Origin of the sequence: Streptomyces sp. NPDC059875 (genome assembly GCF_042731085.1) — a bacterium.
In the GTDB taxonomy this organism is placed as follows: domain Bacteria; phylum Actinomycetota; class Actinomycetes; order Streptomycetales; family Streptomycetaceae; genus Streptomyces.
The window spans coordinates 1-19687 of the sequence record NZ_JBHWJZ010000052.1; the positions used below are offsets into that span (position 1 = coordinate 1).

Sequence of the window (19687 nt, forward strand, 5' to 3'; positions counted from 1 at the left end):
CATCGGGGGTGGGGGGGGCGGGCCCCGCCCCCTTGCTGGCCCTTGCCCCCGCACCCGAGCTCCTTGTCCTTTATCCCCCCCCGCCCCGCGCCGCCGGTACCGGGGGTCCCGGCCGGCGCGGGGTGTCACAGCGCCGGGTGCGCGTTCTTCAGCAGCTCCTGGAACTGGGCCGAGAACCACTTCCCGGAGAGCGGTGCGTCCGGGAGCGAGCCCGACATGCTGTTGCCGTTACGGGCGTTGCCCGTGTACGTCGGGTCGCACATCCGGTCGAAGCCCTTGCCCTCGTCGTTCGGGATCTCCTTGCTCGCGCCGTCCGACTCGCCCGGCGGCTTCATCCACACGTACGCGTCGATGCCCGCAGCCGGGGCCGCCTGCGGCCGTTCGCCGAGGCCCGCACCCGACTGGTTGCACCAGTTGCCGAGGTGGATGCGCCGGTCGTAACGCCCGCCGTTGACGTACGTGTTGACGTCCGTCAGGGCCCCCGGTCCGGTGGGCCGGGCGGTTCCGCCCCAGCCGTTGCGTGAGGTGTCGATCAGCATGCCGAGCTTGCTGTCGAAGCCGAGGGAGACGAGCTTGGTGCGCATCGCCTGGGCGTACGAGAGCTCGTCCGTGTACCGGTTCCAGTCCACCCACTTCGACTGGCGTACGGATACTCCGTTGACGGAGTCCTCGATCTTGAAGTGATCTTCCTTCAGCGCGCTGTAGTTGGCCGTGTTGACGATGAAGCCGTGCACGTTGGCGACCGTGGAGCCCTCGGCGGTCGCGGCCTGCTTGAACAGCTCCGCGGACGCGCCGAAGTTGTCGTCCCAGCCGAGCCAGCCGTGGTGTCCCGCGTCCACGTAGTTGTAGACGTTGGCGATGCCGCCCAGCTTGTTCAGGGCGTAACCGACGCCCTTGATGTAGTTGCCGTTGGCCTTCATGACATCGCAGTTGGCGGTGGCCGTCGGGCGTCCGGACACGTTGGTGACCAGGTTGGGCAGCGAGTCGATCTCGACGGTCGTGACGATCCGCAGGCCCGCGTACTTCGGGTCGGCGAGGATCGCGGCGATCGGGTCGATGTACTGCGTCTTGTACCTGTCGATCTCCGTCGGCCCGAGTTCGCCGTTGGAGGCGAGCGCGGCGCAGTCGCGGCCCGGCAGGTTGTAGATGACCAACTGCACGACGAGTTCGCCGCTGCCCTTCTGGACCAGGGCCTCGTCGAGGTGGTCGCGCAGGCCCATGCCGCCGCTCACGCCCGCGATGGCGGCCGTGCGGTCCAGCCAGACGCCGGTGGGCTGGTTCGAGACCTTGGTGCCGCCGGGCTCGGCCGCCGCCTTCGCCGACCACTCGGGGTTCACATACACCCGGGCGCCGGCGTACGGGTTGTCGGCCTTGGTGCCCGCCGGCGGCGGAGTGGTCGGGGGTGTCGTCGGGGGAGTGGTGGGCGGGGTCGTGGGCGGTGTCGTCGGCGGCTGGGTGGTGCCGTTGCAGACCACTCCGTTGAGCGTGAAGGTCGCGGGGACGGGGTTCGTCCCCGTGTGGGAGCCGTTGAAGCCGAAGGAGGTCGAACCTCCCGTGGTCAGACTCCCGTTGTACGAGACGTTCCTCGCGGTCACGGCGGCGCCGGACTGGGTGATCGTGGCGTTCCAGCCCTGGGTGACCTGCTGGCCGCCCGCGTAGGACCACTCCAGCGTCCAGGAGCTCAGCGGGTCACCGGTGTTGGTGACGGTGACGTTGGCCCCGAAGCCGTTGTTCCACTGGTTGGTGACCTGGTAGTCGACCCGGCAGCCGGCTGCGGCGGCTCCGGCCGTGCTGGTCATGACGGTGGCCGTGGCGCCGGACGCCGTGATCAGTCCGATGGCCGCCAGAAGGGCGGTGCGGCTCGTTGTGCGGCTCATGTCGTGAGGTGCCTTTCAGTTCAGGGCGCGCAGATGGTCGCGCAGCCCGATGCCGAATGCGGTGGGTGTGCCGTCGTACGAGGTGATCAGGGCCGGGCCCGATGAGCAGTTCCAGGTGTTCCAGGTCCAGCCGAGGTAGGAGAGCCCGCGGTCGTCGAACCACTTCATGACGCGGTCGATGAAGGCGTGTCCGCAGGTGTTCTCGCCGATCTCGCCCGCGACGAGGGGCACCTGGGCGGCGACCGGCGCGAGGGTGCTGTCCCAGCACGCCTCGTTCGAGCAGGTGTTGAAGTTGTAGACGTGCCAGGCGGCGGCCAGATTGCCCGCCGGGTCGGTGGGGCGGTGCGCGAGCCACTGGCTCAGGTCGTTGGAGTACGCGAGACCCGGGACGAGGACGAGGTTCCGGGCGCCCGTCGCACGGACCGCGTCCACCAGGTCCTGCATGCCGGCGACCTCGTAGCCGATGCCCGGGCAGGTGCCGCCGTCGCGCCAGCACGTCCAGGCCTGCGCGGCGGTGGAGGTCGCCCGGTCCGGATACGGCTCGTTGAACAGGTCGAAGACGACACGGCGGTCGGTCTTGAAGGTGTCGGCGACCGAGGTCCAGAACGCCGGGGTGTACCGCGCGTTCGGTATCGGCTTCTGGCAGGAGGCATGGACGTCGGAGCAGCCCGCCGAGTTGCCGGTGTACTGCCCGTACGTCCAGTGCAGTTCGACGATCGGGGTCATGCCGTGCGCGAGGACGCGGGAGACCAGGTCCTTGACCGCGGTGACGTACGCCGTGCCCCGGTACTCCGGTTTGATGTTGTCGAGGCCCAGCCAGCACTCCTCGTTGAGGGGGATACGGACGGTGTCGGCCTGCCAGTCCGCGATCGCGCGGACCGAGGCGTCGTCGACGGGGCCGTCGAAGATCCCGTGGCCCTGCACGCACATGAACTCACCGCCGGAGCGGTTGACGCCGAGCAGGCGACGGGTGGCGCCGTTCTGGTCGGTGAGCCGGTTTCCGGCGACGGACAGCTCGGGCGCGCCGGAGACGGGATCGGGAGGGTCGGTCGGATCGGTCGGCGTCGGCGTCGGCGTGGGTGTCGGGGTGGGGGTCGGTGTCGGGGTGGGTGTCGTCGGCTCCGGGCCCGGATCGACGTTGCACACGGTGCCGTTGAGCGTGAAGGCCGTCGGCGCGCTGTTCGTACCCGACCAGGACGCGAGGAAGCCGGCGGTCACGCTCGCGCCCGTGCCGAGCGCACCGTTCCAGGTCTCGTTGACGACCGTGACGGCCACCCCGGACTGGGACCACTTCCCGCCCCAGCCCTGGCCGACCTTCTGGCCGGCAGGGAAGGCGAAGCCGAGGCTCCAACCGCTCAGCGCGGCGCTGTTGTTGGTCACGGTGACGGAGCCCTGGAAGCCGTCCGCCCACTGGCCGACGACCTCGTACTTCACCGTGCACGGAGGTGCGGCCACTGCTCCTGAGGCCGTACCGACGACGGCGAGTGCGGTGCTCGCCATCGTGAGCGCCGCTCCCGCGAACAGCGCCGACAGACGTGGGGGATGTCGCATGAGCGACTCCTTGCAGCGAGGGCGCGTACCTGACGACGCGCCGACTGACGGAATCGCTCCCACTGGTCGGCCCAGACCGTAGCGCCAACTGACGCCAAGGAAAAGAGGAGTTGACGAAGTCGGCCGTCGAATGTCTTCGACTCTTCGAGCACCTTGACGCCCTTCCGTCGCTTCTGCATTGTGGGAGCGCTCCCACTGGTTCAGAGCTTGTGCCCATGCCCTTGCACACCCCCACCTCCCGAGCCGCGAGGGGACCACCCATATGCCACCAGGACGATCGCGTCGACTGCTGACCGCGCTGGTCGCGGCCCTGTCACTGCCCCTCGGTCTGACCGCCGTCGGCACCACGGCCCACGCCGCGGCGGTGCAGTGCAGCGTCGACTACCGGACCAATGACTGGGGCTCCGGCTTCACCGCCGAGCTGACCCTCACCAACCGCGCCACCACCCCGCTCGACGGCTGGACCCTGACCTACGCCTACAGCGGCGACCAGAAGCTGACCAACGGCTGGAACGGCACCTGGTCCCAGTCCGGGAAGACCGTCACGGTCGCCGCCGCCGACTGGAACAGGACCGTCGCGGCCGGAGCGGCCGTCACGACCGGCGCCCAGTTCACGTACAGCGGCGCCAACACCGCCCCGACCGCCTTCGCCGTCAACGGCACCTCCTGCACCGGCGCCCACCAGCCACCGGTCGCCGTGCTCACCAGCCCCGCCCCCGGAGCCGTCTTCACCCAGGGAGACCCGGTCCCGCTGGCCGCCACCGCGGCCGCCGCGGATCAGGCGACCATCAGCAAGGTCGAGTTCTACAGCGACACCACCCTGCTCGGCACCGACACCACGGCCCCGTTCTCCCTCGGGGCCACCGGCCTGGCCGCCGGCACCCACTCCCTCTACGCCAAGGCGTACGACAGCCTCGGCGCCACCGCGGAGTCGGCCCCGGTCGGGATCACCGTCGCCGCGGGTCCGGCCCTCGTCGCCACCCCGGCCCAGCTCGCCGTACGCCAGGGCGCCGCCGCCACCTTCGACCTGAGGCTCTCGACCCAGCCATCCGCGAACGTCACCGTGACCACCGCGCGCACCTCGGGCAACAGCGGCCTCACGGTCTCCGGAGGAGGCTCCCTCACCTTCACCCCGGCGAACTGGAACACCGCCCAGAAGGTGACCGTCGCCGCCGCGGCCACCGGCACCGGCTCGGCCGTCTTCGCCGCGACCGCCCCCGGCCACACCAAGGCCGAGGTCACCGTCACCCAACTGGCCGCCGACTCCACCTACGACGCCCGCTTCCTCGACCTCCACGGGAAGATCACGAACCCGGCCAACGGCTACTTCTCGCCCGAGGGCGTCCCCTACCACTCCGTCGAGACGCTGATCGTCGAGGCCCCCGACCACGGGCACGAGACGACCTCGGAGGCGTACAGCTATCTAATCTGGCTCCAGGCGATGTACGGCAAGATCACCGGTGACTGGACCAAGTTCAACGGCGCGTGGGACACCATGGAGAAGTTCATGATCCCCACCCATGCCGACCAGCCCACGACCGGCAGCTACAACGCCTCCAAGCCCGCCACTTACGCACCCGAGCACGACCTGCCCTCGCAGTACCCGGCCCGGCTCGACTCCGGTGTCACGGCCGGCGCCGACCCGATCGCCGCCGAGCTGAAGAGCGCGTACGGCACCGACGACATCTACGGGATGCACTGGCTCCAGGACGTGGACAACGTCTACGGCTACGGCAACGAGCCCGGAAAGTGCTCCGCCGGACCGACGGCGACCGGACCCTCGTACATCAACACCTTCCAGCGCGGCCCACAGGAGTCCGTCTGGGAGACCGTCCCCCACCCCACCTGCGACAACTTCTCCTTCGGCGGCAGGAACGGTTACCTCGACCTCTTCACCGGGGACGCCTCCTACGCCAAGCAGTGGAAGTTCACCAACGCCCCCGACGCCGACGCCCGCGCCGTCCAGGCCGCCTACTGGGCCGACATCTGGGCCAAGGAGCAGGGCAAGGGAGCCCAGGTCACCGCGACCGTCGCCAAGGCGGCCAAGATGGGCGACTACCTGCGGTACGCCATGTTCGACAAGTACTTCAAGAAGTCCGGGAACTGCGTCGGACCGACGGCCTGCCCCGCCGGCACCGGCAAGGACAGCGCCCACTACCTGATGTCCTGGTACTACGCCTGGGGCGGCGCCACCGACACCGCCGCCGGCTGGTCCTGGCGGATCGGTTCCAGCCACGCCCACGGCGGCTACCAGAACCCGATCGCCGCCTACGCGCTCAGCGAGTACGCCCCGCTCAAGCCCAAGTCGGCGACCGGAGCTGCGGACTGGGCGACCAGCCTCGACCGGCAGCTGGAGTTCTACCGCTGGCTCCAGTCCGACGAGGGAGCCATCGCCGGCGGCGCCACCAACAGCTGGCAGGGGCGCTACGCCCAGCCCCCGGCCGGAACGCCCACCTTCCACGGCCTCTTCTACGACGAGAAGCCGGTCTACCACGACCCGGCGTCCAACCAATGGTTCGGGTTCCAGGCCTGGTCCATGGAGCGCGTCGCCGAGTACTACCGCCAGACCGGCGATTCCGCCGCGAAGACCGTGCTCGACAAGTGGGTCGGCTGGGCGCTGTCGAAGACCACGATCAACCCCGACGGCACCTACCGCATCCCCTCCACCCTCCAGTGGTCCGGAGCACCGGACACCTGGAACGCCGCGAACCCCGGCGCCAACGCCGGACTGCACGTCACCGTCACCGACTACACCGACGACGTCGGTGTGGCCGCCGCCTACGCCAAGACGCTCACCTACTACGCCGCCAAGTCCGGGCACGCGGAGGCCGGACGGATCGCCAAAGCCCTCCTCGACGGCATGTGGACCCACCACCAGGACCCGCTGGGCGTCGCCGTCCCGGAGACCCGCGCCGACTACAACCGCTTCGACGACCCCGTGTACGTACCGAGCGGCTGGACCGGCACCATGCCCAACGGCGACGCGGTGAACGCCAACTCCACCTTCTCCTCGCTCCGCTCCTTCTACCAGGACGACCCGGCCTGGCCGAAGATCGAGGCCTATCTCGCGGGCGGCGCCGCGCCCGTCTTCACGTACCACCGCTTCTGGGCCCAGGCGGACATCGCCCTGGCCATGGGCGCGTACGCGGAGCTGCTCGAATAGCAGCGCCCCGCGGGAGGCAGCTCCGCGTACGACAGGGCCGGGCCCACCCGCTTCCCCGGGTGGGCCCGGCCCCACATCCGTCGGGTTCATCCACGTGGTCGGCGCCGGCGGAACTCAGTGGGAAGCCGTCCGGCTTCCGGGCCGCCAGTCCCCGAGGTAGCTCTCGCGAGTGATCGACGCGGCTTCCGCGGCGGTGAGTTGCGGACGGTTCTCGGGCACGTCGATCGCGGCCCCGGGGCCGGTGTTGCGGTACTCGGCGAAGCGCTGGGCCTGCCAGGGGTAGGCGTCCCGCATGTTCGCGTACGGGGCCACGGCGTCGATCCCCGGACCGAGCACGCTGTCGCGGACGACGAGGGACGGCCGGGCGGTGGTGTCCGAACTGGGCACCCACGGACGGGCCAGCTTGTAGAAGCCGTCCGGCGCCTCGCTCGTCACCCGGCAGCGCGCCGCCAGGAAGCCGTACGGGTTGGCGCGGGCCGTGGACGGGGCGAAGACGAAGCCGTACGGAGCGGACGCGAGGTCGGCGCGCGACAGCGTACGGAAGTCGCAGTGCTCGAAGACCGCGCGGGCCCGGCCGAAGACGAAGTCGACGTCGCCCTCCACGGAGCAGTGCGCGAAGTACTGGCGGGCGACGGCGGCCAGGGCCATGGAGTCGGCGTAGAGCGTGTCCTGGTGGCCGAGGAACCGGCAGTGGAAGAAGGCGGACCGGTCGCCCTGCACCTTGAGCGCGACCGCCTGGGTGCCGGGGTTCCCGGGGAGGTCGGTGCGCAGGAAGTCGTTGGCGAAGGTGATCCACCGCGCGGTGAAGCCGTCCGCCTGGACGGTGGTCGTCGCCGAGCCGCTCGTGCCGTAGGTGGTGCCGTCGGGGCGGGTCGTGCCGGCCGCGTTGTCGTACACGACGACCACGTCACGGGGGTTCTCACTCGCCCCGATCCAGGTCATGCCGGTCCGGGTCGCCCCGACGGAGACGGTTTCGCGGTACGTGCCGGGGGCGACGACGAGCGTCCAGCCGGGGCCGCCCGTGGCGGTCACCGCCTCCTGGACGCTCGTGTGGTCCCCGAGGCCGCCGGGGTGGACGTACAGCGTGCGCGGGGTGAGCCGCGCGGAGGGCGAACCGAAACGGCCGAACGGGCAGAACGGGCCACGGGACCCGGCCGCCGCCGGGGCGGCCGCCAGGCCGAGCGAGAGCGCCGCGCCGGCGCCCGCCGTGAGCAGGGCACGACGACTGAGCGGAGACATGACAAGACTCCTTCGCGGGTGGGAGGAAAGAGAGAGCCAGGGGAGCGGCAGAGGGAGATGCGGGATGCCGGGGGACGCGGGGACGCGGGGAGGCGGGACGCGGATGCGGGGACGCGGGGAGGCAACAGGCCGGGGCGGCGCGGCCGGACGGGTGGCCGCGGTGGGGCCGCCCCGGCCCGCGTCAGCGGAGCTTGCCTGCGCCCGCGCAGTGGTCGACCAGTCCCGGAACGGCCTGGGGGACGTCGACGCGACCGCGCAGCGTGGGCGTCCAGCCGGCGCCGTCACGCAGGACCTCGTCGGGGAACTCCGCGTTGTGGACGGCGAGGAGGTCGACGGACCTGCCGTTGACGAGATTGCCCGCGGTCGTCACCGGGGCGTCCTTCCACTTCTTGAGGATCCGGCCCGCACCGACGCCCGCGGGCACGGTGAACGCGTTCTTCTCGGCGACGAGCTGGGACTCCTGGCCGATGCCGAGGCTGTACGCGTATCCCGTGGCCGGCACCACGAAGTGGTTGTTGTACGCGTCGACCTGCCCGAAGCGGACCCGCGGCGCCCGCTCGATCACGTTCTTGAAGAGGTTGTGGTGCAGGGTGACCCGCAGCTTGCCGCGGTCGGTGTCGCCCGCGCTGTCGCTGTTGCCGATCATCAGCGTCTTGTCGTGGTCGGCGAAGACGTTCCAGGACGCCGTGACCAGGTCGGCGCCGCGCACGATGTCCAACTCGCCGTCGTGCTGCTGGTACACCTCGCCGTAGTACCTCGGGAGCGAACTGTCCGGGTGGGCCCCGTCGGTGAAGGTGTTGTGGTCGATCCAGACGTGCGTGGAGCCGTACACGACCATGCTGTCGTACTCGGAGTTCCACGCCCCGGTGACGCCGTCGGTGGGGTCCCACTGCGGGAAGCAGTCGAGCGGGCTCTCGACGCTCAGATTGCGGATCACGACGTTGTCGACCCCCTGGATCTGCACGCTCCCGCCGACGATTCCGGCGTCCCTGCCGACGCCGACGATCGTGGTGTTGGTGGGGACGTACGCCTTGATCGCCTTGCCCTGCGCCTTCGCGGAGGTCGCCCGCAGGTCCTCCTGAGGGCCGCTGACCTCGTTCTCGTAACCCCACACCGCCGGGTCGTAGTCGGCGAGGTACCGGTCGAAGTCGTAGCCGGGTGCCTCGAACGCCGAGCAGCCCGCGGCGGTCGCGTTCAGCGTGCCGACGACCTTGACGATCCTGGGCTCGGTGCCAGGGACGGCGAGAGCGGCCCGGAACTCCTCCCAGGTGGTGACGGTGAAGACCCGGGAGGCGACCGCCGACGCTCCGCCGCTCGTCCCCGTGCCCGCCGAGCCCCAGCCGTCCCCCGCGGGCAGCGTCCGGCGGGCGGGGTCGGAAGCGGCCTGGGCGGTGGCCGGCCCCATCAGGCCGCCCGTGAGGCCCAGGGCGAGCGCGGTCGCTCCCGTCAGGCACACGTTCCTGCGTCTGGTCATGGTCGGTTCTCCTCGGGGTCGGCATCGGGCCAGGTGATCCACTCGGCGGGGATCTCCTCGTCGAGACGGCGGGTGTCGCGCGGGGCGAGCACCCCCGTGTGCAGCAGCTCGGCCGCGACCAGCCGGCCCACGGCGATCGCGCCCGGCGGGTTGAAGTGGGTGTTGTCCTGCTCGGCAGGCGTCCAGTTGAAGTACGTCTTGGTCGTCTCCGGGCCGAGCTTCTGCCACAGCGCCAGGGACAGCTCCTGGACATCGAGCAGGTCGACCCCTTCCTCCTGGGCCACCGCCCTCATGGCGGCCGGGTACTCCCCGAGGGTCCGCAGAGCCATCCCGTCCGCGTCGAACTTGCGCCGCTCGACGGAGGTGGCGAGGACGGGCAGCGCCCCGCGCTCCCGTGCCCCGGCGACGTACCGGCGCAGATTGTCCTGGTAGCTGCCCCAGGGTTCGGTGTAGCGGGTCGGGTCGCTGACCTTCTGGTCGTTGTGGCCGAACTGGATCACCAGCAGGTCGCCGGGGAGGATCGCCGCCAGGATCGCGTCCAGCCGGCCCTCGTCGAGGAAGCTCTTCGTGCTGCGGCCGTTGATCGCGTGGTTGGCGGCCGTGATGTCCTTGTGGAGGAAGAAGGGGAGCGCCATGCCCCACCCGGTCTCGGGCGCGGCGTCGGCGTACTTCTGGGCGGCGGTGGAGTCGCCGGCGATGTAGAGCGTGCGCATGCGGTGGTGTCCTCGGGGGAAGCGGGGTGCGGCCGCCGCGGCGGGTGCCGCGCCCAGGGCGAGTGCGAGACCCGCCCCGGCCGCGACCACCTGACGGCGGGTGGGAGCGGGCGTCACTTGTTCTGCGACTTCCACTCGGCCTGCGCCGTGTCGAGCTGCTCGGCCAGGCTGTCCAGGAACTCCTTGGCGGTGGACTTGCCGAGCAGCACCTTCTGGAACGCGGGCTCGTTGTCGGCCTTGGAGATGGTGTTCCAGTCGGGCAGGTAGTAGGGCAGCTGCACGATGGTGGCCTTGCCGCTGAAGAGCACCTCGGCGGCGAGCTTCGTCGGCTCGGCCTGCTGGAGCCAGGCGTCCTTCGCCGCCTCGGTGTTGGCCGGGATGGCGCCGGCCGACTCGTTCCACTTGCTGTTGGACTGGTGCGAGGCGGCGAACTCGATGAACTTCCAGGCCGCTGCCTTGTTCTTGCTGGAGGAGAACAGTCCGAGACCGTCGACCGGGTTGGACACCTGCACCCGGGTGCCGTCGTCCGTGGTCGGGTTGGGGATGCCGCGGAACTTCTCGGTGCCCAGCGCCTTCACATGGTCCTTGTAGGAGCCCAGGTTGTGGTTGAGCATGCCGATCTCGCCGCTGTCCCACTGGGCGACCATCTTGGTGAAGTCGTTGTTGACGTCGGCCGCGGGCGTGTTCTTCTTGAAGAGACCGACGTACTTCTCCAGGGCCGCCACGTTCTTCGGGTCGTTGACCGTGGTCTTGTCGCCGTTCCAGAAGCTGGTGATGCCGCTCTGGCCGTACATCGCGTCCAGTGCCTGTGCGATGGAACCGGCGCCGCCGCGAATCGTGTAGCCGAACTTGTTCTTGTCCTTGGCCGTCAGCTTGTCCGCCGCCGCGTAGAACTTCGACCAGGTGGTGGGCTCTTCCAGACCGGCCGCCTTGAACAGGTCGGTGCGGTAGTAGAGGACGCCGTTGCTCGCGGAGGTGGGAACGGTGAACAGCTTGCCCCGGCCACCCGCCGACTTCACGCTGTCGACCATGCCCGCGTTCAGCTTGCCCTTCAGCGCGCTCGACTCGATCCGGGCGTCGAGCGGCTCCAGGGCGTTCTGCGCGGCGATACCGGCGAGCATGGCGGCCCCGACGCCGCCGACGTCCGGCAGGCCGCCGCCCTGGATGGCGGTGTCGTACTTGGACTGCACCTCGGTCGAGGCGACCCCGACGTACGTCACCTTGATGTCGGGGTTCGCCGTCTCGAAGTCCTTGATGATCTCCTTCCAGACGTCCGTGCGGACACCGCCGTTGTTGTCCCAGAAGGTGATCTCTCCTTTGCCCGACCCTTCGGTGCCCTTGTCACCTGCGGCGCCGCTGCCGTCGTCGCCGCAGGCGGTGACGGTCAGCGCGAGGACGGTGGTCAGGGCGAGGGCACTGGCGGCTCTGCGCCGCCCGCTGCGGAAGATGGTCATCGTCGGCTCTCTTCTCTCGGGTCTCTCAGGTCTTTCGGGTCACTCGGGGGGATGTCGCTCGGGGTGATGCGGAACGTGGTGAAGTCGGCTGTTCCGGCGGGGCCCGTGCCCGTCGGAGCGGCGGCGAACAGGCCGATCAGCGCGCCGACCCAGCGCCAGGGGGTGGCGGCGAAGACCTGACCGGAGCGGGCGAAGCCCTCACCGGTGTCGTACGAGAACCGGCAGCGGGCCCCCGCGCCGATCTCGATCCTCAGCCGAGCCCGGCCCTCGGGTGCGGGCCGGCCGAAGGCCGCGTCCCTCTCCCGGTCGGCCGAGACCGGCGCGAAGCGGTGCACCAGCCGGCACGTGCCGTCCGTCTCCCGCCGCAGCCCGATCCAGCTGTACGCGTCGCCGAGCACCGCGATCCCGGCGCGGGCGCCCGGCTCCTGACTGTCGAGGCGCAGTTCGACCTCGACGACACACGGCTCTGCGGGCAGCCGCTGGGTGAGGACGTGCGGCAGTCGGCGGATGTCGTCGGGCTCCTCCGTACGGCCGCAGCCCAGCCGCAGCCCGTCGGCGGAGTGCTGGGTCGTCCAGCCGTCGCGCGGGTTGGCCGTCCACTGCCACTGCCTCCCGAACCGGCCGCCGGGGAAGTCGTCGTCGGTGGCGGGAGCGGACGGTGGCTGCGGCGGTAGCGATGGTTTGGGGTGGACGAGGACCGGGACGCCCTCGTCGCCGAGCACCGGCCAGCCGCCGTCGTCCCAGCTCAGTGGCTGGAGATGGACGACCCGGCCGTACGCCCCGCGCTCCTGGAAGTGCAGGAACCAGTCCTCGCCCTGCCCGGTGCGGACCCAGCCGCCCTGGTGCGGACCGTTGACGTCCGTACCGCCCTGTTCCAGGACGACCCGCTCCTCGTACGGGCCGAAGAACGCCCGGGAGCGGAAGGCGCCCTGCCAGCCGATGGCCACGCCCCCGGCGGGGGCGAAGATCCAGAACCAGCCGTCGTGCCGGTACAGCTTGGGGCCTTCGAGGGTGAACCAGCCCGGGAGGAGATCGCCGTCGACGATCGTCCTGCCCTCGTCGAGGAGTTCGGTGCCGTCGGGGCTCATCCGGTGCCCGGTGAGACGGTTGTTGACGCCCGAGCGGGACTTGGCCCAGCCATGGACGAGGTACGCCTCGCCCGTCCTGTCGTCCCACAGCGGACAGGCGTCGATCAGGCCCCGGCCGGCCTTCACCAGATGCGGAGTGCTCCATTCTCCGCGTACGGAGGGGGAGTTGGTCTGCCAGATCCCGTGGTCCGGGTCGCCCCAGAAGATCCAGAACCGGCCGTCGTGGTGGCGCAGCGAGGGCGCCCACACCCCTCGGTCGTGCTGCGGCGTGGCGAAGGACGTCTCCGGAAGCAGCCGCTGGAGGGCGTGGCCGACCAGCGTCCAGTTGACCAGGTCACGGGAGTGCAGGATCGGCAGGCCGGGTGCCCGGCCGAAGCTGGACGCGGTGAGGTAGAAGTCCTCGCCGACCCGGACGACGTCCGGGTCGGACCAGTCCGCGGCCAGGACGGGGTTGCGGTACGTCCCGTTCCCCAGGTCCCCGGTCCGTACGGCCCCGCTCACCTGGCCACCGCCTTGCGGACGAGCGCGGCGGCCGCGTCCCGGTCGAGCCGGCCGTCGGCGACAACGGTGACCACCCGGCGTACGAGCGTCCCGCCCGCCGCGATGACCAGCCGTTCGTCGACGGCGAGGGAGGAGCCGACGCCCGGATACTCGGTGGCGCGCACGAACCACGGGTCGCGCCGGGTCTCCTCGGTGGCCCCGGCGAAGACCAGGGTCCAGTTCCGGCCGCTGAGCGCGACCCAGTCGGCGCGCGCGCCGTGCACGGCCCGCTCGCCCTCCGCGTCCGCGCCGAAGACGTCCGGGGCGGTGGCCTCCAGCGGTGCCCGCCAGAAGAACCCGCCGTAGGCGGCGCCGGGCCGGCCGTTGGTGGCCGGGCTGCCGACGGACAGCTCCTCGCCCGAGGTGTTGGCCAGCGAGAAGGTGAGGTCCAGCGCCCAGGCGGTGTCGTCGAGCGGGGTGGCGGAGACCGTCCGGTGCTCACGGAGCAGGACGCGATCCCCGGCGGCCCAGCTCAGCTCCGCCACGAAGCCGTCCGGGTCGCGGAGCTTGAACCCCTCGTGCCGCTGGACCCCGTGGTTGTCGAGCTCGGTCGGGCCCCGGTCGCGGACGAAGGTACGCCCGCCCCAGAAGTTGAACCCGGCGACGTCGGGGACGGCGACCCCGGCGCCCAGGTGGTGCGGATGGTCCTCGGGCAGTTGCTCGGTGACCGTGACGCCGCCGAGGGTGGAGACGGGATGCAGATAGGGGCGCGGGGAGTGGTCGGCGGCGAGCTCCGGCCGCAGGACGTAGCGGGCGACCGCGCGGCCGGCGCAGCGCAGCACCGTCGGGGCGTTCATCGGGATACCGCCTTCGCGGACAGCGGCGCCCAGGGGGCGTCGAGTTCGGAGTAGAGGCTGAGGGTGTCGGCGCTCGCGGCCACCAGGCCGTTGATGCCGTGCACCACCCGGCGCGGTGCGCTCTCGTCGGGCTCGGAGCGCCAGGCGTCCGCCGGGAGTTCCACCGGGTCGGGAGCGAGCCGGACCGCCTCGACCACCCGCATGAACGCGCCGGTCGCCTCGGGCGGTACGAGCAGCTCGGTGCCGTCCGTGAGATGGTCGACCAGGTTCTCCAGAAGGTCGGTCAGCCCGTGCACCGACTCCTCCGGGCCGTGCCCGGCGCGCTGGAGCAGCACGCGGTCCTGCTTGTACCAGAAGGTGATCCGGCCCCGGGTCCCGTGCACGACCACGTACGGCTCCGTGGACGTCTCGGCGCAGAGCGTCGCGGCCACGCTGACCTGAGTTCCGTGGGTGGTCAGAATCCGCACGCACGAGGTGTCGTCGGATTCGATCGCGTTGGCCCGCAGCAGCTCCGTCTCGATGAACTCGACGTCCTCGGCGCGGCCGCTGCCGTCCAGGGCGAGCGCGGTCGCCACGGCGTGCGCCAGCGGATTGGTCAGGGCGCCGTCGACCACGTCGACGCTGCCGATCCGCCGCCGCCCGGCCCAGGGAGCGCGCCGGAAGTACGCCTCGTCGCGGACCCAGGCCCCCGCTCCGCCGACGCCGAGGAGTTCGCCGATCGCGCCCTCCCCGATCAGCCGCCGGATCGCGGGAACGGCATGCGAGCCGAGCGACTGGAAGCCGATCTGGCAGGCCACCCCGGCCGCGGCGACCCCATCGGCCATCCGCCGGAACTCGGCGTACGACGGCGCCGGAGGCTTCTCGAGCAGAAGGTGCGCCCCGTGGCGGGCGGCGGTCAGGGCGAGGTCGGTGTGGGTCTGGATCGGGGTGCAGACGATCGCGATCCGGGCGCCGGTCGAAGCGAGCAGCGCGCCGAAGTCGTCGGACTGCTCGGGCGTCCCGAAACCGTCCAGTTCCTCGGCGTCCAGCGGTCGCAGCTCGCAGATGCCGGCGAGCCTCACCCGTCCGAGGCGTTCGAGCCGGCGGATGTTGACCAGGTGGGAGCGGCCGTGGCCGCGGGCGCCCGCCAGGACGACCGGGAAGGGTTCGTGGGCGGTGGTCACGGTGGTCATCCCTTCACCGCCCCCGCGCTGAAGCCGGTGACCAGCCACTTCTGGATGAAGGCGAACACGATCACCACGGGCAGAGCGGCGATCACCCCGCCCGCCGCGAGCGCGCCGAGGTCCACGCTGTCCGCGCCCATCAGCGTGTTGAGGCCGACCGGGATGGTCTGCTTCTCCTGGCTGCTGAGGAACATCAGCGCGAACAGGAAGTGGTTCCAGGAGTGGACGAAGGCGAACGAGCCGACCGCCACGAGACCCGGGCGCAGCAGCGGCAGCACCACGATGCGGAAGGCGCTGAACCGGCTGCAGCCGTCGACCCAGGCCGCCTCCTCCAAGGAGTACGGCACGTTCCTGATGAAGCCGCTGATCAGGATCATCGAGAGCGGCAGCTGGAAGACGGTCTCCGCGATGATGACGCTGCCCAGCGAGTTGATCATGCTCAGGTTGGCGAAGATCTGGAACAGCGGGACGAGCAGCAGGGCGCCGGGCACGAACTGGGAGCAGAGCAGGGCCAGCATGAAGCCCTTCTTGATCCGGAAGTCGAACCGGGCCAGCGCGTAGCCGCCGGCGAGTGCGACCACCGTGGTCGTCACCAGCGTCGCCAGGCCGATGAGCAGGCTGTTCTGGAAGAAGGTGGCGAAGCTGCGCTCGGTCCACACCTTCTCGAAGTGCGCGGTCGTCATCGGCCAGGGGAGGAGCGAGGTGGAGCCCGCCGGGCGGACCGCGAAGAGGAGGATCCAGTAGAAGGGGATCAGGGTGAAGAGCAGGTAGATGCCGAGCGGCAGGTAGATCTGCCAGCGCGGGGCCTCGTCCCAGGCGTGCCGCCGCTTGCGGGTCCGGGTCGGAGGGGTACGGGTCGGGGGTGCGGCGTCCGTGTCGGCCTCGGTGGCCGGCGCCGCCGGTGCCGTGGACGTGTCGTCCTGGGCTATCACTTGCTCTCGCCTCCGAACTTGCTCAGGCGCAGATAGACCATCGAGCAGAAGAGAAGGATCACGAACGCCACCGTCGTCAGGGCGGAGGCGTAGCCGAAGTTGTGCGCGTCGACGCTGGTGTTGGCGATGTAGAGCGGCAGCGTCGTCGTCTCGCCCGCGGGGCCGCCGCCCGTCAGGGTGTAGAGCAGGTCCACGTTGTTGAACTCCCACACCGCGCGCAGCAGGGTGGAGAGGATGATCGCGTCCTTCAGGTGCGGCAGCGTGATGTGGACGAACTGCCGTATGCGCCCGGCCCCGTCGACCTCAGCCGCTTCGTACAGGTCCTTCGGTACGGACTGGAGGTCGGCGAGGATGAGGATCGCGAAGAACGGCACCCCGCGCCACAGATCGGCGACGACGACCGCGGAGAAGACCGTGGACGTGTCGGACAGCCAGGACGTGCCGTACTCGCCGAGGCCCATGTCCGCGAGGTAGCGGGTGATGCCCGTCTGCGAGTTGTAGAGCAGAACCCAGATCGCCGAGGTGAGCACCCCGGACACGGCCCAGGGGGAGAAGACCAGCGCCCGGCCGAGCGCCCGGCCGACGAAGGTCTGGTTCACGATCAGGGCGAGCGCGAGCCCGAAGAGGAGCTGCAGCGTCACCTCGACGGCGACCCACTTCAGACTGAAGGTCAGCGTTCCCCAGAAGTGCGGGTCGTCGGTGAAGATCCGAGTGAAGTTGTCGAAGCCGGCGAAGCCGTTCCGCCACGGCTTCGTCGGGTTGTAGTGCTGGAGGCTGTAGTAGAAGACGCTGAGCACGGGGTAGGCGATGAAGCCCAGCATCAGCAGCGCGGCGGGGGCGATCAGCAGATACGGCAGACGGCGTGGTGCCACTCCCGTGCGGCGACGACGAGCGGGTGCCTGGGACGTCTCGGGTGTCGCGGGTGCCTTGGGCGGTGGGGTCACGGCTGTGGCCATGACGGCGGCTCCGTTCTCGGCGCGCGAAGCGCTTCGCAGACGGTGTTCGAAATGTCGAACAGGTGGAACTGGGGTGGATCTGCCTCGGGCGTCAGCCCGCGTACGGATCCGGGGTTGTTCCCGGCCTGGCCAGGAACTCGAAGTCGCACCCGGTGTCGGCCTGGGAGATCTGCTCGGAGTACAGCGCGCCGTAGCCGCGCTCGTAACGCTTCGGAGGGGCAGTCCACTCGGCCCGCCGGCGCTCCCACTCCTCCTCGTCGATGTCCAGATGGAGCGTGCGTGCCTCGACGTCCAGGGTGATGAGGTCGCCGGTGCGGACGAGGGCGAGCGGGCCGCCGACGTACGACTCCGGTGCCACGTGCAGCACACAGGCGCCGTAACTCGTCCCGCTCATCCGGGCGTCGGAGATCCGGACCATGTCCCGCACCCCCTGCTCCAGCAGGTGACGGGGGATCGGCAGCATGCCGTACTCCGGCATCCCCGGGCCGCCCTTGGGCCCGGAGTTGCGCAGGACCAGGACGTGGTCGCGGGTGATCCCGAGCTCCGGATCGTCGATCGTCCGCTGCATCGTGCGGTAGTCGTCGAAGACCACGGCGGGACCCGTGTGCTTGAGCAGGTGCGGCTCGGCGGCGATGTGCTTGATCACCGCGCCGTCCGGGCACAGGTTGCCGCGCAGCACCGCGACCCCGCCCTCGTTCGCCAGCGGGCGCGAACGCTCCCTGATGACCTCGTCGTTGTGCACCAGGGCGCCGTCGAGCTGCTCCCGCAGCGTCGGGTGGGCGACCGTCGGCCGGTCGAGATGGAGCAGATCCGTGAGCCGTGAGAGGAAGCCCGGCATGCCACCGGCGAAGTGGAAGTCCTCCATCAGGTACCGCCCGCCGGGGCGCAGGTCGGCCAGCACCGGCACCGTCCGCGCGATGCGGTCGAAGTCGTCCAGGGTCAGCTTCACCCCGGACCGCCCGGCCATGGCGATCAGATGGATCACCGCGTTCGTCGACCCGCCGAGCGCCAGGACGGCGGCGACCGCGTCCTCGTACGCCTCCCGGGTGAGGATCCGCGAGAGCCGCAGGTCCTGTCGCACCAGCTCGACGATCCGCATCCCCGACGCGGCCGCCATCCGGTCGTGGCCGGAGTCCACGGCCGGGACGGACGAGGCGCCCGGCATCGTCACCCCCAGGGTCTCCGCCGCGGCGGTGAGGGTGGAGGCCGTGCCCATCGTCATGCAGTGGCCGGGGGAGCGGGCGAGCCCGTTCTCCAGCTCGGCCATCTCGCAGTCCCCGATCAGACCGGCCCGCCGGTCGTCCCAGTACTTCCACATGTCCGTGCCGGAGCCGAGGGTCTCCCCCCGCCAGTGCCCCGGCAGCATCGGACCCGCGGGCACGAAGACCGTCGGCAGGTCCACCGTGGCCGCGCCCATCAGCAGGGCCGGGGTCGACTTGTCGCAGCCGCCCATCAGTACCGCCCCATCGACGGGATAAGAACGCAGCAGCTCCTCCGTCTCCATCGCCAGGAGGTTGCGGTAGAGCATCGGCGTCGGCTTCTGGAAGGTCTCCGAGAGCGTGGAGACCGGGAACTCCAGCGGGAAGCCGCCGGCCTGCCACACGCCCCGCTTCACCGCCTGCGCGCGCTCGCGCAGATGGACGTGGCAGGGGTTGATGTCGGACCAGGTGTTGAGGATCGCGACGACCGGCTTGCCCAGGTGTTCCTCGGGCAGATAGCCGAGCTGCCGTGTGCGGGCCCGGTGGCTGAACGAACGTAGGCCGTCCGTCCCGTACCAGCGGTGACTGCGCAGCTCCTCGGGGCTTCGCCCGCCCTGGGGCTCGTCCGCGCTCATGCCTGCCACCCGGCGGCTATCGCGGCGACCTCGGCGCGGTTCTCCTCGGGCAGTTCGCGGCTCGGCGGGCGGATGGCGCGACGGCACAGTCCGAGCGCGGCCAGCGCCTCCTTGACGACGGTGACGTTGTCGGCGCTGCCGTTGGCGGCCCGCAGCTCCTCGAAGCGGCGGATCTGCTCCCACACCTTCATCGCCGCGGGATAGTCGCCGGCCCGCAGGGCGGTGAGCATCTCCAGGGACACCGTGGGTGCGACGTTGACCAGACCAGAGGTGAATCCGGTGGCGCCGCTCGCGAAGTACGAGGGGGCGTACGGCTCGGCGAGCCCGGCCACCCAGACGAACCGGTCGAGGCCGGCGTCGCGGGCGAAGCCGGCGAAGCGCGAGGCGTCCGGGACGGCGTACTTCACGCCGATGACGTTCGCGCAGGCCGCACCGAGCTCCGCGAGCCGCACACCGGCGAGCGACGCGTTACGGATGTACGGCACGATGCCGAGCTCCGGAACGGCGTCGGCGATCGCCCGGTGGTAGTCCACCCAGCCGCCCTCGGAGACGTAGGGATGCACGGGCTGATGGACCATCAGCATTCCGGCTCCGGCCTCCCGGGCGTGCCGGGCGGCCGCCACGGCGGTCGGTACGTCGTGGCCGACGCCGACCAGGACGGCGGCGCGGCCGCCGGCCTCCTCGACGGTCACCTCGGTGACCAGGCGACGCTCCTCGGGCGTCAGGGCGTAGAACTCGCCGGTGTTGCCGTTCGGCGTGAGGGTTCGGACGCCGCCGTCGAGCAGCCGGCGCAGCAGCGCGCGATGGGTGAGGGTGTCCAGGGAGCCGTCCTCGGCGAACGGCGTCACCGGGATCGCCACCACATCGGCGAGCGCGGCCTTCTCGGTCTCGAAATTCCTGGTCACG

General features: G+C 70.8%; 14 protein-coding genes. 1 reads left to right on the top strand and 13 read right to left on the bottom strand.

Features of this window, described 5'->3' with window-relative positions; all coding sequences use genetic code 11:
* Positions 1-125: 125 nt before the first annotated feature.
* Both ACFV9D_RS36185 and ACFV9D_RS36190 read right to left on the bottom strand, forming a co-directional pair.
* Positions 126-1877 (bottom strand): glycoside hydrolase family 6 protein, encoded by a 1752-nt coding sequence (locus tag ACFV9D_RS36185; RefSeq protein WP_385156338.1) that lies wholly within the window; start codon positions 1875-1877, stop codon positions 126-128.
* A 15-nt stretch (positions 1878-1892) separates the two neighbouring features.
* The gene (locus tag ACFV9D_RS36190) at positions 1893-3428 is read right to left on the bottom strand and encodes a cellulase family glycosylhydrolase (protein ID WP_385156341.1); all 1536 of its coding nucleotides are present in this window, start codon (positions 3426-3428) and stop codon (positions 1893-1895) included.
* A gap of 262 nt (positions 3429-3690) precedes the next feature.
* Here ACFV9D_RS36190 and ACFV9D_RS36195 point away from each other — a divergent pair, with 262 nt between their 5' ends.
* The gene (locus ACFV9D_RS36195; RefSeq protein WP_385156344.1) at positions 3691-6591 is read left to right on the top strand and encodes a glycoside hydrolase family 48 protein; all 2901 of its coding nucleotides are present in this window, start codon (positions 3691-3693) and stop codon (positions 6589-6591) included.
* 114 nt (positions 6592-6705) lie between these two features.
* On the opposite strand, the gene ACFV9D_RS36200 is transcribed toward ACFV9D_RS36195, so the two are convergent.
* The 11 genes from ACFV9D_RS36200 to ACFV9D_RS36250 form a co-directional block, all read right to left on the bottom strand.
* Positions 6706-7830 carry a pectinesterase family protein gene (locus ACFV9D_RS36200; protein ID WP_385156347.1) on the bottom strand — a complete coding sequence of 375 codons (1125 nt, stop codon included), beginning with the start codon at positions 7828-7830 and terminating at the stop codon, positions 6706-6708.
* Between the two features lie 181 nt (positions 7831-8011).
* Positions 8012-9304, bottom strand: coding sequence for a polysaccharide lyase family 1 protein (locus tag ACFV9D_RS36205; protein WP_385156350.1), 1293 nt, complete (start codon positions 9302-9304; stop codon positions 8012-8014).
* Positions 9301-10134 (bottom strand): rhamnogalacturonan acetylesterase, encoded by an 834-nt coding sequence (locus ACFV9D_RS36210; RefSeq protein ID WP_385156353.1) that lies wholly within the window; start codon positions 10132-10134, stop codon positions 9301-9303. Before ACFV9D_RS36210 ends, ACFV9D_RS36205 begins: the two co-directional genes overlap by 4 nt.
* Positions 10131-11471 (bottom strand): ABC transporter substrate-binding protein, encoded by a 1341-nt coding sequence (locus ACFV9D_RS36215; RefSeq protein ID WP_385156356.1) that lies wholly within the window; start codon positions 11469-11471, stop codon positions 10131-10133. Before ACFV9D_RS36215 ends, ACFV9D_RS36210 begins: the two co-directional genes overlap by 4 nt.
* Positions 11468-13060, bottom strand: coding sequence for a family 43 glycosylhydrolase (locus ACFV9D_RS36220; protein WP_385156358.1), 1593 nt, complete (start codon positions 13058-13060; stop codon positions 11468-11470). Before ACFV9D_RS36220 ends, ACFV9D_RS36215 begins: the two co-directional genes overlap by 4 nt.
* Positions 13057-13896 carry a PmoA family protein gene (locus ACFV9D_RS36225; protein WP_385156361.1) on the bottom strand — a complete coding sequence of 280 codons (840 nt, stop codon included), beginning with the start codon at positions 13894-13896 and terminating at the stop codon, positions 13057-13059. The genes ACFV9D_RS36220 and ACFV9D_RS36225 overlap by 4 nt, the downstream gene beginning before the upstream one ends.
* Positions 13893-15068, bottom strand: a complete 1176-nt coding sequence (locus ACFV9D_RS36230; RefSeq protein WP_385156364.1) for a Gfo/Idh/MocA family protein — start codon at positions 15066-15068, stop codon at positions 13893-13895. Before ACFV9D_RS36230 ends, ACFV9D_RS36225 begins: the two co-directional genes overlap by 4 nt.
* Positions 15065-15991: a carbohydrate ABC transporter permease gene (locus tag ACFV9D_RS36235; protein ID WP_385156367.1), complete on the bottom strand. Its 927-nt coding sequence runs from the start codon at positions 15989-15991 to the stop codon at positions 15065-15067. Before ACFV9D_RS36235 ends, ACFV9D_RS36230 begins: the two co-directional genes overlap by 4 nt.
* A complete protein-coding gene (locus ACFV9D_RS36240; RefSeq protein ID WP_385156370.1) occupies positions 15988-16947 on the bottom strand; it encodes a carbohydrate ABC transporter permease in 960 nt (319 codons plus the stop codon). Before ACFV9D_RS36240 ends, ACFV9D_RS36235 begins: the two co-directional genes overlap by 4 nt.
* A 91-nt stretch (positions 16948-17038) precedes the next feature.
* Positions 17039-18781 carry an L-arabinonate dehydratase gene (araD, locus tag ACFV9D_RS36245; RefSeq protein WP_385156372.1) on the bottom strand — a complete coding sequence of 581 codons (1743 nt, stop codon included), beginning with the start codon at positions 18779-18781 and terminating at the stop codon, positions 17039-17041.
* Entirely contained in the window at positions 18778-19686 is a 909-nt protein-coding gene (locus ACFV9D_RS36250; protein ID WP_385156375.1) for a dihydrodipicolinate synthase family protein, read from the bottom strand. The genes araD and ACFV9D_RS36250 overlap by 4 nt, the downstream gene beginning before the upstream one ends.
* Position 19687 lies beyond the last annotated feature (1 nt).